Annotated in this window: 12 protein-coding genes; 3 read left to right on the forward strand and 9 right to left on the reverse strand. The window is 32.5% G+C overall.

The window, feature by feature from the left end:
• Nucleotides 1-382: 382 nt before the first annotated feature.
• The 4 genes from N4A57_RS09430 to N4A57_RS09445 all read right to left on the reverse strand — a co-directional run bounded on the left by N4A57_RS09430 (nt 383) and on the right by N4A57_RS09445 (nt 4,615).
• The gene (locus N4A57_RS09430) at nt 383-2,122 is read right to left on the reverse strand and encodes an S-layer homology domain-containing protein (RefSeq protein WP_293657751.1); all 1,740 of its coding nucleotides are present in this window, start codon (nt 2,120-2,122) and stop codon (nt 383-385) included.
• Between the two features lie 152 nt (nt 2,123-2,274).
• Nucleotides 2,275-3,630: an NADP-specific glutamate dehydrogenase gene (gene gdhA / locus N4A57_RS09435; RefSeq protein ID WP_293657752.1), complete on the reverse strand. Its 1,356-nt coding sequence runs from the start codon at nt 3,628-3,630 to the stop codon at nt 2,275-2,277.
• 167 nt (nt 3,631-3,797) lie between these two features.
• Complete coding sequence (locus N4A57_RS09440) at nt 3,798-4,247, reverse strand: Asp23/Gls24 family envelope stress response protein (RefSeq protein WP_293657753.1); 450 nt, start codon at nt 4,245-4,247, stop codon at nt 3,798-3,800.
• A gap of 29 nt (nt 4,248-4,276) precedes the next feature.
• Entirely contained in the window at nt 4,277-4,615 is a 339-nt protein-coding gene (locus N4A57_RS09445) for a hypothetical protein (protein WP_293657754.1), read from the reverse strand.
• 301 nt (nt 4,616-4,916) lie between these two features.
• On the opposite strand from N4A57_RS09445, the gene N4A57_RS09450 reads away from it, so the two are divergent.
• The gene (locus N4A57_RS09450) at nt 4,917-5,087 is read left to right on the forward strand and encodes a 4Fe-4S binding protein (RefSeq protein ID WP_293657755.1); all 171 of its coding nucleotides are present in this window, start codon (nt 4,917-4,919) and stop codon (nt 5,085-5,087) included.
• Between the two features lie 55 nt (nt 5,088-5,142).
• Here the strand turns inward: N4A57_RS09450 and N4A57_RS09455 are convergent, their stop codons facing one another.
• From N4A57_RS09455 to N4A57_RS09475, 5 genes are all read right to left on the reverse strand, one after another.
• On the reverse strand, nt 5,143-5,598 hold the full coding sequence (locus N4A57_RS09455) for a MarR family winged helix-turn-helix transcriptional regulator (RefSeq protein WP_293657756.1): 456 nt from the start codon (nt 5,596-5,598) through the stop codon (nt 5,143-5,145).
• A gap of 147 nt (nt 5,599-5,745) precedes the next feature.
• On the reverse strand, nt 5,746-6,975 hold the full coding sequence (locus N4A57_RS09460; RefSeq protein ID WP_293657757.1) for an electron transfer flavoprotein subunit alpha: 1,230 nt from the start codon (nt 6,973-6,975) through the stop codon (nt 5,746-5,748).
• Nucleotides 6,976-7,027: 52 nt separating this feature from the next.
• The gene (etfB, locus tag N4A57_RS09465) at nt 7,028-7,813 is read right to left on the reverse strand and encodes an electron transfer flavoprotein subunit beta (protein ID WP_293657758.1); all 786 of its coding nucleotides are present in this window, start codon (nt 7,811-7,813) and stop codon (nt 7,028-7,030) included.
• 41 nt (nt 7,814-7,854) lie between these two features.
• Nucleotides 7,855-8,994, reverse strand: a complete 1,140-nt coding sequence (locus N4A57_RS09470; RefSeq protein ID WP_293657759.1) for an acyl-CoA dehydrogenase — start codon at nt 8,992-8,994, stop codon at nt 7,855-7,857.
• Between the two features lie 489 nt (nt 8,995-9,483).
• Nucleotides 9,484-10,131, reverse strand: coding sequence for a redox-sensing transcriptional repressor Rex (locus tag N4A57_RS09475; RefSeq protein WP_293657760.1), 648 nt, complete (start codon nt 10,129-10,131; stop codon nt 9,484-9,486).
• A 288-nt stretch (nt 10,132-10,419) separates the two neighbouring features.
• Between N4A57_RS09475 and abc-f the strand changes: the two genes are divergently transcribed.
• Together abc-f and acpP are read left to right on the forward strand one after the other, a co-directional pair.
• On the forward strand, nt 10,420-12,330 hold the full coding sequence (gene abc-f, locus N4A57_RS09480; protein ID WP_293657761.1) for a ribosomal protection-like ABC-F family protein: 1,911 nt from the start codon (nt 10,420-10,422) through the stop codon (nt 12,328-12,330).
• Nucleotides 12,331-12,816: 486 nt separating this feature from the next.
• On the forward strand, nt 12,817-13,047 hold the full coding sequence (acpP, locus tag N4A57_RS09485; protein ID WP_293657762.1) for an acyl carrier protein: 231 nt from the start codon (nt 12,817-12,819) through the stop codon (nt 13,045-13,047).
• Nucleotides 13,048-13,392: the final 345 nt, after the last annotated feature.

The raw sequence follows: 13,392 nt of genomic DNA on the forward strand, positions 1-13,392 counted from the left end.
AGTCATTCATCATATGACTATTATATAACATTCTGTGTATGTTTAATATGATTTTATACATGAATATTGAAAAAACAAGCAAGTTGGGCCTATTCATCCCACACCTAAAGGAGTGGGCTTTCTAGCCGTATAATGCTGTAACTTGCCTATAAGGGAAAATATATTGAAAATTTTTGGAACCCTGGAACGTCACAACATTCTATGCTACTCCAACATGACTCATGAACCTATCTACGAAGATTCACACTTTCGCTTGTGACAAGGACTTGGGTGGAAAAGATTTTCAATATATTTTCCTGAAATAGGCGCACATAAAGCTGCTTTATAAATACGAAATCTATATTCCAAAAAGGACAATTAGTTAAACTAATTGCCCCTTTTCCTATCGACCTAACACATCTAATAATTTTTTAATCATAACAGCACTCTCAGCCTTAGTAGTAGCACCTTGTGGATCAAAATGTCCATTATCTCTACCAGTTATTATTCTTAAATAAAAGGCTGATTTTACATATTCTTGGGCCCAATCACTTATTTTCTTATTATCATAAAAAGGAAGTAATACCCTCTTAGTGTTCACTGGACTTTTAATCTTTTCATAGGTCTTAGTTATAATAGTAGCTATTTCTTCCCTAGTTATGGTTCTGTCTGGTTCAAACATTCCATTGCCCGTACCATTTATAATTCCTGCCCTATGGGCTGCTTCTATATACTTAGCCTTATCTGACCTATTTGGAACATCATTAAATATTCCACCATAATCACTTAATTGAATTTTTAAAGCCTTTACTATAAACTGAGTAAATTCTGCCCTAGTTATTTTATAATCTGGTTTAAAATAATCTCCAGTTTTAGGAGTAACTATATTCCTTTTAACTAATTCCTCTATATATGGTCTAGCCCAATGATCTGTAACATCCTTATATACACTTTCTGTCTTTGGAATCTGTGGTTTTTTACGTGTTGAAAAGTTCCAACTTTTATTTATATTTTTAGATGTTTCATCTGCAAAATAAAGGGATGCCTTTATGGAAACTGTGTATGTTGAATCATACTTTAGATGATCCACTGGCATGACTATTATACTATCTGTTAAATATTCATCCTTAGCAGGAGTATTTATATAAGTATTTAAAGCTCCTCCCCTAGAATCTATTACAGTTACCTTTTCTATTTTCCATCTATCTATAGATTTATTTGTAAAATAGGATATGGTAATAGGATATCCCACTTCCTTATCATTATTATAAAATCTAAGAGGATTTGGAGTTTCATTTCCATTCCAAGAAATATCTACATTTCTTTGATTATTCATAGGATAGGTTATTAATTTATCATTATCTAAACTTTTTCCACCAAAGTTAAATACTTGATATTCATCCTTCTTTCCATAACCTAAATCTGAATATACGGGATTTAACCAGGAAAGTCTATGGTAAGGAGCATCTACTAATCCATCTATAGCTTCCTTATAATCTTTTATATCTCCGGTCACATTTTCCGATACATTTCCACTAGGGTATCCAAAGGAGGCAACTCTATCTACCACTTTAGATCCTGTATATCCTGGATCTGTGCCGTACTCCACATGGGTTATTTTTTTATTTAGAGCCATATAATTTGCATGGGACATGGCAGCACTATTTAGTGAATTATTTAAATGAAAAGTGCCTAATCCAAATCTTTTTCTATATTCATTGGCATAATATAACACACTCTTTTGTTCTTCACTAGGAGTTGGTAATGTACCAATGGCTTTATGGCTTATATTAAATTTCCATGATTGAGTTATTGGTTGAAAACCTTCTATCTCAACCTTTAAACTCACCTTGTATTCTCCTGCTGGCAAGGGATAGTTGGGTACATAAAATACTCCACCCTTTTTATCATCATAACCTGCATCTACTTTTACCTCGTTAATATACATTTGTGTATTAACTAATTTATTTCCATTTAATATTAATTGCATTCCTATTTGGGGTTTCGATATTAAAACTTCCATATCCTTTGGTTGAGGAGGAAAATATCCAGGACCTTCTCCCTGAGCATATGCTTTTGTCCCAAAGAGGGTTATCATTAATAGAAATATGAATATATATGTAGTTTTATTTAATTTTTTCATCTTACATCCCTCCTTCCTATATTGTAATACATTTTCATTTGTAATGGGGGAATGTCTTTAAAATGTAATAAAAATAGCCCCATATATTTGAGGCTATTTTCATATATTTAATAAATTTCCATATTCCCTATGAATAATTTAATATTATTTTCTTAATAGTTTCCTTGTGCGTACATTGCTTCAGCAACTTTCTTAAATCCTGCAATATTTGCACCAGCAACTAAGTTGTAACCAAATCCGTATTCTTTAGAAGCTTTCATAGCATTTTCATGAATATTTACCATGATTTGATGAAGCTTTTGATCTACTTCTTCTTCTGTCCAAGCATATCTCATACTATTTTGAGACATTTCAAGAGCAGATGTAGCAACTCCACCAGCATTTGCAGCTTTAGCAGGTCCCACAATAACATTGTTTTCTAATAAGTATGCAATAGCTTCGTTTGTAGTAGGCATGTTTGCACCTTCACATACATACTTAATACCATTTGCAACGATTTCTTTGGCATGCTCTAAGTGAATATCATTTTGAGTAGCACATGGCATAATGATATCAACATTAACTCCCCACGGCTTTTCTCCTGGGAAGAACTCAACACCAAACTTATCAGCATAGTCTTGTACTTTATCTCTACCAGAATTACGCATTTCTATTAAGTAGTTGATTTTTTCGTCTGTTACAATACCTTCTGGGTCGTATACGTATCCATCTGGTCCTGAAAGAGTTACTACCTTACCACCTAATTCTCTAACTTTTATACAAGCTCCCCACGCAACGTTACCAAATCCTGACACAGCAACAGTTTTATCTTGGAAAGTTTCTCCTTCATGCTTTAACATTTCTTGACAGAAATATGTAACACCAAAACCTGTAGCTTCTGGTCTAATTAAACTTCCACCATAAGTTAACCCTTTTCCTGTTAATACTCCGTTTTCAAATGCTCCTCTAATTCTTCTATATTGTCCATAAAGGTATCCAATTTCTCTTCCACCAACACCAATATCTCCAGCTGGAACGTCAACATCCGGTCCAATATGTCTATATAACTCTGTCATAAAGCTTTCACAGAATCTCATAATTTCATTGTCAGATTTTCCTCTAGGGTCAAAATCAGAACCACCTTTACCTCCTCCGATTGGAAGACCTGTTAGTGAATTCTTTAATATTTGCTCAAATCCTAAGAATTTAACAATTCCAAGATAAACAGATGGGTGAAAACGTAATCCTCCCTTATATGGTCCAATTACTCCATTAAATTGAACTCTAAATCCACGGTTTACTTGTAACTCTCCTTGATCATCAACCCATGGAACTCTAAATAATATTTGTCTTTCAGGCTCAACAAATCTTTCTAATAGATTTGCATTTATGTATTCTGGATGTTTCTCTATTACTGGTTTAAGGGTAGGTAATACTTCTTCAACCGCCTGTAAAAATTCAGGTTGATCTGCATCAGTTTTTTTCACTTTTTCAATGACTCTTTCAATATATGCCTGTACATTTGACATGTGAACACGCCCCTTTTCTATGGTTGTATTTAACTATTTTGTCTAACATTTCTTAATTCAAGGACATTATAACACCGGAAAAATTAAAAGTAAATACATTATTAAACAAATCTTTCCAGGTATTTTGTATATGATGCCGAATATTGCAAAATATAAAAGTTTTAGATTCATTTCTTGATTTTTATACCTTTTACATTAATATTTACACATACTATATTTAAGGCTGTCATGGACTCTACTTCATTTATTATATGTCTTTGTAAATTTTCCATTAATGTCTTTATGTGGTTGCCAAAATATACAGATAGGTCAATGTCAATTATAATGCCATTTCTGGTAGTTTCTGTATTTATCTTATAGACTTTCCCTATTTCCTTTTCACCATTTATCACATGACTAACTAGATCTATGATTACTTTTTTTGCAATAGTATATTTCCCCCTATAACTAAAGGTTGGTCTAACAATAGATTTTTCTGAAATTTCCATAGTATTATCCTTGCGTTTTTTGAAAATTTTTAATTTATCTATGAAATAACCAGAAAAGTCCCTTTTAATTTCAAAGGTAGGTACAGGTATTACATGTTTCCCATGGATATGTCTTTGCTTTTTAGCCATTTCTTGTTCTTCCTTAGTTGCTATGTCATCTATATATATATATATTCATGAATTTCATCTAATCCAATGGCCTTACTAATCTTTTGAACCATCCTATCAGAAGTCCCTAGAATTAGTATGGATTTTAAATTTGATTCTTTAATCTTATTTTTAACTTCATTTTTATGATTATCATCTAAAAATAAAGCAGTTTTAACAGCTGTCACACTTGTGGCTTGTCTTTTAGCTGATTTTCCTCCTAATATTCTATTCCCCTTTATAAGCAGTCCATCATCTATAATGGCCTCTATATTCTTTTCATAGGATAGGGTTAAGGCCCTATAACTCTTTCCTGTTCCACTCTTCCCCACCAGTGCATACACTTTCATTTAATCAACTCCCATTATATGATTATATTTTTTCTCCCGTATACAATTTTTCATACCCATAAGTTATTTTCATATTATATGCTTAACTAAGCTCTTATTCTATAATTTTATCATTTTTAGGCCAATAGATATACATCTATAAGGGACTTGGGGAACTAAAAATATACAATGATAATCATTATAAATTATCATTTTTATACATATTTTTTCTTTTTCTTATTGTTTATTCAAGGGGTAGTTGGTACAATGTATACAGAAATCAAGAAAAATATTTTTTTAATACATAAGGAGGATTTTTATTATGGCTTACGTAATTAATGATTCATGTATCAACTGTGGAGCTTGTGAACCTGAGTGTCCAGTTAGCTGTATCAGTGCAGGAGATAGTCAATATGTAATCGATGCTGGTTCTTGTATCGACTGTGGAGCTTGTGCAAATGTTTGTCCAGTAGACGCTCCAGTTGCTGAGTAATTTCAAATATAAAAGATACCTATTTACTAGGTATCTTTTTTTTAATTATATATAGTTAATAGTTCTTCATTTCCTTTTTACTATCAAATGTAGTTTGATTTATCTTACTTAAAAATTTTAGTATGGCCTTTTCTTCATTTAAAGTGGTACTCTCTAATATGAATTTTAATATATCCGATTGAATTTCCCAAGTTTTGTGATATAACCCTACCCCTTCTTCTGTTAACTTGAGTACATAAGCCCTCTTATCTTCCATGCTCTTTTCCTTTATTACATAACCATAGGTAGATAACTTTTTTAATGATGTGGCCACCAAACTCCTATCTACACCTATTTCCTCTATGACCTCATATATCTTTTTATTCCCAAGTCCTATAGATCTTAGTATGTATATGTGGATAAGGCCTAATTCCTTATCCTTACCTACTTTAAATCCCTTAGTATCATAGTATATTATCTTTTGTATTAATTTGTTTATCATGTTGTTTATTTCACTATAATAATTTGCCATATACCTCACCCATCAAACATAGTTATTGATATTATATCATACTTGAGAATAATTAATAATGAATGATTAAGAATTATTCTTAATCATTCATTATTAATTATTTTTAAAAAAGGTAATTGCAGATGCAATTACCTTTTTTTATTTTTATTATTCAGCAGTAGCTGCAGTTTGCTTTAAAGCTTCCACAATGTTATCAACATTATCAAGAGCTTCAATTAACATAGGAACTACATCATATAAGTCTCCTACGATTCCAAAGTCAGCAACTTGGAATATTGGAGCATGTTCGTTCTTGTTAATAGCAACGATGATATCAGATTCTTGCATACCAGCTAAATGTTGGATAGCTCCTGAGATACCACATGCAATGTATAAGTTTGGCTTAACTGTTGTACCAGTTTGACCAACTTGGTGAGCATGGTCAATCCATCCTGCATCAACACAAGCACGAGATGATCCTACTACTCCACCTAACTTATCAGCTAATTTCTTTAATAAGTCAAATCCTTCTGCTTTTCCAAGTCCACGTCCACCAGATACGATAACTTCTGCATCTGTTAATGAAACTAACTCTCCTACAGTTTTAACGATTTCTAAAACTTCAGTTCTAACGTCTTTTTTCTCTAATTTAACGTCTAACTTGATAATTTCTCCAGTTTTAGAGTCGTCTCTATGTGCCTTATCCATAACTCCAGGTCTTACTGTAGACATTTGAGGTCTATGGTTTGGACAAACGATAGTAGCCATGATGTTTCCACCAAATGCTGGACGAGTTTGCTTAATTTTCTTATCCTCTGGGTCTATTTCAAGTCTAGTACAGTCAGCTGTAAGTCCAGTATCAACTCTTGCTGCAACTCTAGGTGCTAAGTCTCTTCCTATGTGAGTAGCTCCCATTAAGATGATCTCTGGCTTAATTTCGTTAACTGCATCTGTGATTACCTTAGTATAAGCATCAGTAGTGAATTTTTCTAATAATTCATGCTCACCAATGTATACCTTATCAGCTCCATAAGCAGTTAATTCTTTAGTTAAGTCTGCAATGTTATTACCTAATACTAATGCACAAAGCTCACATCCGATTTCGTCCGCTAACTTTCTACCTTCTCCTAGTAATTCCATAGCAACAGGCATGATTTTACCCGCTCTTTGCTCAGCGAATACCCAAACATTCTTGTATCCTGATAAATCCTTCTTAGGAACATCAGATTCTTCTTTAATGATAGCATCGAAAGGACAAGCCTCAACACATGCTCCACATGCAGTACAATTATCTTTTAATACTGCTTTTTTGTCTACCATTTCTATAGCTTCAAAAGGACAAGCTTTAACACAAAGCGAACATCCTTTACATTTATCTTGTAATACTACAACAGCCATTTCGTACCCTCCAATTCCTTATTAATTAGATATGACTAACAATTCACCTAAATTAGATTACGTGCTTTTGCTTTAAGTTTAAGATTAAACTATTTACCATTTCTTTGTTAGTTCCCTTTAACATTACACCTTTACCCTTTGGTTCTGGAGTAAATGAACGGAATACTTTAGTTGGAGATGCATCTAATCCTACTTCATGCTTCTCAACATCTAAGTCTTTTAATGACCATACTGTTAAATCATTGTTGTATGCTCCGTAAATTCCCTTTACAGACATATATCTTGGATGATTTAATTCTTTGATAGCAGTTAATAATACAGGCTTGTTAACCTTTATTACTTCATATCCATCTTCTAATTGTCTTTGTACTGTAACTTCTTCTCCCTCAATTTTGAAGTCTTGAACGTAAGTTACTTGAGAGATTCCTAATCTTTCTGCAATTTGAGGACCTACTTGTGCAGTATCTCCATCGATCGCTTGTCTTCCAGCGAAAATTACATCGTAATCTCCAATTTTTCTAATAGCTGATGCTATTGTGTTAGAAGTTGCCCAAGTGTCAGCTCCTGCGAAAGCTCTATCACTTAATAATATAGCATCGTCAGCTCCCATAGCTATACACTCTCTTAACATTTCCTCTGCTTGTGGAGGTCCCATAGTGATTACTGTTACATTAACATCTTCATACTTATCCTTCATTGCTAATGCTTCTTCTAATGCGTTAGCATCATCTGGATTTAATATACTTGGAACTCCGTCACGAATTAACGTTCCTTTTACAGGATCTATTTTAACTTCGTTTGTATCTGGAACTTGCTTTACACAAACTATTACCTTCATGATTCTTCCTCCTATCTAAACTATATTCATCTTATCCGTTACTATTTTAAAATGTTAGCTGCGATTACCATCTTTTGAACTTCTGAAGTTCCTTCGTAGATTTCAGTAATCTTAGCATCTCTCATCATTCTTTCTACTGGATATTCTCTAGTGTATCCATATCCACCATGTAATTGAACAGCTTTAGTAGTTACATACATAGCAGTTTCAGCTGCAAATAACTTAGCCATAGCTGCTTCTTTACTGTAAGATAATCCTTTAGATTTTCTCCAAGCTGCATTATACACTAAATGTCTAGCTGCTTGAATTCTAGTTTCCATGTCAGCCATTTCGAATTGTAATGCTTGGAACTTAGCAAGAGGTCTTCCAAACTGCTCTCTTTCCTTAGTGTATCTTACACTTTCGTCTAAAGCACCTTGTGCAATTCCTAATGCTTGAGATGCGATACCAATTCTACCACCATCTAAAGTCATCATTGCAACTTTAAATCCTTTTCCGATTTCTCCAAGTAGGTTTTCCTTTGGAATTCTACAGTTTTCAAATATTAACTCTGTAGTAGCAGATCCGTTAATACCTAATTTCTTTTCTTTCTTACCAATGCTAAATCCTGGAGTATCCTTTTCTACGATAAACGCAGTGATTCCTCTAGTTCCTTTAGATTGGTCAGTCATTGCCATTACTACATAAGTTTCAGCAACTCCACCATTTGTTATGAATATTTTAGATCCATTAAGAATCCACTCGTCTCCATCTAATACGGCAGTAGTTTGTTGTCCTGCTGCATCTGTACCAGCGTTAGGTTCAGTTAAACCAAATGCTCCTAATTTTTCTCCCTTTGCAAGAGGTACTAAATACTTTTTCTTTTGTTCTTCTGTACCAAACTTCATTATTGGCCATGCACATAGTGAACTGTGTGCTGAACAAATTACTCCTGTTGTACCACATGCTCTAGATAATTCTTCTACTGTGATTGCATATGAAACTTCGTCAGCTCCAGCTCCACCATACTCAGTTGGAACGAAAGTTCCTAACATATGATATCTTGCCATCTTTTCTACAGTTTCCATTGGAAATCTTCCAGTTTCATCTACCTCTGCTGCTAATGGCTTTACTTCGTTTTCTGCGAAGCTTCTTACCATTTTTCTAACCATTTCTTGTTCTTTGGTTAAGTTGAATTGCACAGTAATTCCCTCCTCTATATATTAAAAATTATTTGATATTTTTTTCACAGGCCGAAATATAGTTATGCACATTTCATGCCAATTATATAGAATTTTCAAATTCAATTGACATATTTGGACAAAAAAGCTTTTCTGATACAACCTTTGCAATTCCAACCATACAGTCTAGTTTTTTCCTGTTTTTAAGTGAGTTAAAATTAAAAAGTTTTCTGTTTCAGTAAATCTTTCCTCACCTATTCTACCACTTTCGACATCTTTTGTGCAAGATACTTATTAAAGAAATTAACAAAGTGTACGGTTTCCCGCACACTTTTCCCAGCATTTTTTTCTTTTTTTCTTTTGACACAGTGTATTCACAGTGTTCGTGTACTATTTTCCGTACAGTGTACTTTTTTTTGAACACCCTTCTATTTATTAATGTGCCTAACTAAGGCATATGAAAAAAATAAATTAGTTTATTTTTTTCATATACCTAAAAAGAAGACTATCTTAGTCTTCCCCTTCATTTTGGTGCTTTAATAAATAGGATAGGGTATATAAACTCTCACTTAAATGTACCGTCTCTAAAACCACATTGTTTGGCACTTGTAAATCTGTAGGTGCAAAATTCCATATACCTTGAATACCACTTTGTACCATCACATTAGCCACATCTTGTGCTTTTTCCTTTGAAGTACATATAATTCCTATATGTACATTATTTTCCTTTATATATGTGCCTAATAAATCCGCATCCATTATTTCTATATCTCTTATTTTTAAACCTATAAGCTTAGGATTTATCTCAAACATGGCCTTAGGCTTAAATCCTGCCTTTTCAAAATTAGTATAGTTAGCAATTGCTTGACCAATATTACCAGCTCCAACTATTACAGTATTATACATATGATCAAGACCTAATATTTTCCCTATGGCATTATGTAATTCTTCCACATTGTATCCGTAACCCTGTTGTCCAAATCCTCCAAAGTTATTTAAATCTTGACGAATTTGAGATGCAGTAAAGCCTATAATCTTACTTAACTCTTTAGAAGATATTCTGTGAATATCTTTATCTAGAAGTTCTAATAAATATCTTCTATATTTAGGCAATCTACGTATAACCGCCATTGATATTCTTGTATTTCCTTTTTGCATTACCATCTTCCTCACATACATGATTTTTCTTGAATTATAACATTTGATAGATAAATAGTCAAACTGAGGAGGCCCTTTAGCCCTATTTCTTGGCCATTTTTTGTCCCTTTCCTTTTTAAGACATATTCAAATAATAAATTAGTCATTTCACTGGCTAGTTTATTTTTTTCATATACCTAAATCTACTTTAATTTTCAAAAAAAATATACTTTCGTTTTTATTTTGCCTATTTTTTGATAAAATATAATGATGTATAAATTGTTTTACCCAATATTAAGGAGGATATCTATGATAGTTTTATCATGTAATAATATAACCAAATCATTTGGTGTAGATACTATTCTAAAGGACATATCATTTTCTATAAATAAGGGAGAAAAAGTTGGCTTAGTGGGAACTAATGGAGCTGGAAAATCCACCCTATTTAAAGTCATATGTGGATTTCTCCCTTATGATAATGGAGAAATGTATATGTCTAAGAATATTAATTTAGGATATTTAAAGCAAAGTGATCTTATTGATACAAATAATTCCATATATGAAGAAATGTTAGAAGTGTTTAAGGACCTTATTAATATGGAAGATGAAATCAGACTTTTAGAGAAGGAAATTGCAAAAATAAGTGAAAATCCTAATGATGATAGGATTAACTCTTTGATGAATGTTTATGCTCAAAAATCAGAAGAATTTGAGAAAAGAAACGGTTATTCATACAAAAGTGAAATAAGAGGTATTTTAAAAGGTTTAGGCTTTGATGAAAGTTTTTACCATAAATCCATAGTTCATTTAAGTGGAGGTCAGAAAACTCGTCTGAAGCTGGCTAAATTACTTTTAAGAAAACCTGATATACTTCTCCTTGATGAACCTACTAATCACTTAGATATGGAAGCAGTAGAATGGTTAGAGTCCTTTTTAAAGTCCTATCAGGGTACAGTTTTATTGATTTCCCATGATAGATATTTCCTAGATCAAGTAGTAGGCAAAATCTATGAAATTGAAAATAAAAAACTTACTGCTTATAATGGAAACTATTCCTTTTATTCTAAACAAAAGGAAATACTATATGAACAAAAATTAAGGGAATATGAAAACCAACAAAGGGAATTAGAAAAACAAGAAGAGATAATTAGGCGTTTTAAACAACATGGTACAGAAAAACTAGCAAAACGAGCAAAAAGCCGTGAAAAAAAATTAGACCATATGGAGTTAATTCATAAACCCTTATCTTTTAATGATAGAAGTAAATTAACCTTTGAAACTCAAATAAAGAGTGGTTTTGAAGTACTAAAGGCCCATGGTCTAGAAAAACAATATGATGAAAATCTCATATTTGAAAATGTGGACTTTGACATATACAAGGGTGAAAAGATAGGTCTAATAGGACCCAATGGAGTAGGAAAATCTACCTTATTAAAGATCATATTAGGTAAAATCCCATATGGGGGTAAAGTAGTCCTAGGCCATAATGTAAATTTGGGATATTACGACCAAGAGCAGTCTGATCTAAATACATCTAATATTATAATTGATGAAATTTGGTATGAAAATATCAAAAGAAGTCAAACAGAAGTTAGAAGTTTACTCGGTTCTTTCCTATTTAAAGGTGAAGAAGTATTCAAAGAAATCTCCACTTTAAGTGGTGGAGAAAAAAGTAGATTGGCATTACTTAAATTAATGTTATCTAAGGCTAATTTCCTCCTTATGGACGAGCCTACTAACCATTTAGACATTTCATCTAAAGAAGTTTTAGAAGAAGCCCTATCTAATTATGATGGTACCGTGTTAGTAATTTCTCACGATAGATACTTTTTAAATAAAGTAACTAACAAAATAATAGTTTTAAATAGGGACAAAATGGAAACATATTTGGGAAATTATGATTATTACCAAGAAAAAAAGGCCCTATTAGATGAAGGTGCAAAGGAAGAGGTCCCTACTATAACTAAAACTCAAATGAAATTAGATCGAAAAAAGGAAAAGGAAAGAAAACAGCAAGAACGTAAAGAAAAAAAGGCACAAGAAAATTTAGAACTAAGAATTCAACAAGTGGAAGAAAAAATACAATTTTTAGAAAAGGAAATGTGTAAGGAAGAAATATACTCTGATGCCAAAAAAAGCAAAGAAATACACAAGGAAATGAACGACCTAAAGGATGAGTTGAATTCCCTATACGAGACTTGGGAAAACTTCCTAAATTAGTTTTTTCTACCATGAATTAAGTAAAAGTTTTTTGTAAATTATATATATAGATTTCCCAACACTAAGTTTTCTTTATACAGTAACTTGCCTACAAGGGAAACGATTGAAAATTTTTGGAACCCTGGAACGTCACAACATCCTATGCCACTCCAACATGACCCATGAACCTATATACGAAGATTCACACTTTCGCTTGTGACAAGGACTTGGGTGGAAAAGATTTTCAATATAGTTTCCTGAAATAGGCCCACATAAAGCAAGTTTATACACCAGAAATCTATAATATCTTATATATCTTACTACCTTTATAGATTTTCACCTAAATAATAGTAGTCTTTTACCTATTTATTTGGTAAAATTTTAAAAGGAAATAAAAGCTTTATTATTCCTAGAATATATGGTATTTTTATATCATATATGATAAAATAGTCTAAAAGTTTATAATTTGAATTAAAAAAAGTTACATAATTTAGGGAGGTAACAAAAATGGTATTCGAAAAAATAAAAGAAATTATTATTGATCAATTAGGATTAGACGATGATGTACAAATCGCTGCAGAAACTTCTTTAATGGGAGACTTAGATGCAGACTCTCTAGATGCTGTTGAAATCATGATGGCTATTGAAGATGAGTTTGATGTGGAAGTTCCTGACGAAGCAGCTGAAGGATTCAAAAACATCGGAGACATCGTTAAGTACGTAGAAGAAAACAAGTAGTTTGGATTTCCAAACTGCTTTTTTTATTTTCATTTTTTAGTCATATTTCCTTTATTGCCAGCATATAATAGTTATATTAACATTTTTTCCACAATATTCTAAAAACTTATCCACATAACTTTGTCCATTTTCCAAAGTTTTCAGAACTTTTCCACATTACCCACAGCATTATCCACAAATTTTCTGAATAATCAATAAAATCCACAAATCATGACCACCCGTCGAACGGGTGGTTTGCTTTAGCCCTAGAAGGGCATGTTGCTCGCCGTGTCTTAAGACACATTGAAAGGTCTGCCAACCGCTTTCCTTCTCAGGCTACCCCTAAAGGGGTTATTTTTTCTTGCC

It is taken from the genome of Anaeromicrobium sp. (genome assembly GCF_025210435.1).
Classification (GTDB): Bacteria; Bacillota; Clostridia; order Peptostreptococcales; family Thermotaleaceae; genus Anaeromicrobium.

Coding starts and splice junctions, on each gene's coding strand:
- N4A57_RS09430 (WP_293657751.1), bottom strand. CDS start 2,122: ATGAAAAAATTAAATAAAACTACATATATATTCATATTTCTATTAATG.
- gdhA (WP_293657752.1), bottom strand. CDS start 3,630: ATGTCAAATGTACAGGCATATATTGAAAGAGTCATTGAAAAAGTGAAA.
- N4A57_RS09440 (WP_293657753.1), bottom strand. CDS start 4,247: ATGGCTAAAAAGCAAAGACATATCCATGGGAAACATGTAATACCTGTA.
- N4A57_RS09445 (WP_293657754.1), bottom strand. CDS start 4,615: ATGAAAGTGTATGCACTGGTGGGGAAGAGTGGAACAGGAAAGAGTTAT.
- N4A57_RS09450 (WP_293657755.1), top strand. CDS start 4,917: ATGGCTTACGTAATTAATGATTCATGTATCAACTGTGGAGCTTGTGAA.
- N4A57_RS09455 (WP_293657756.1), bottom strand. CDS start 5,598: ATGGCAAATTATTATAGTGAAATAAACAACATGATAAACAAATTAATA.
- N4A57_RS09460 (WP_293657757.1), bottom strand. CDS start 6,975: ATGGCTGTTGTAGTATTACAAGATAAATGTAAAGGATGTTCGCTTTGT.
- etfB (WP_293657758.1), bottom strand. CDS start 7,813: ATGAAGGTAATAGTTTGTGTAAAGCAAGTTCCAGATACAAACGAAGTT.
- N4A57_RS09475 (WP_293657760.1), bottom strand. CDS start 10,131: ATGCAAAAAGGAAATACAAGAATATCAATGGCGGTTATACGTAGATTG.
- abc-f (WP_293657761.1), top strand. CDS start 10,420: ATGATAGTTTTATCATGTAATAATATAACCAAATCATTTGGTGTAGAT.
- acpP (WP_293657762.1), top strand. CDS start 12,817: ATGGTATTCGAAAAAATAAAAGAAATTATTATTGATCAATTAGGATTA.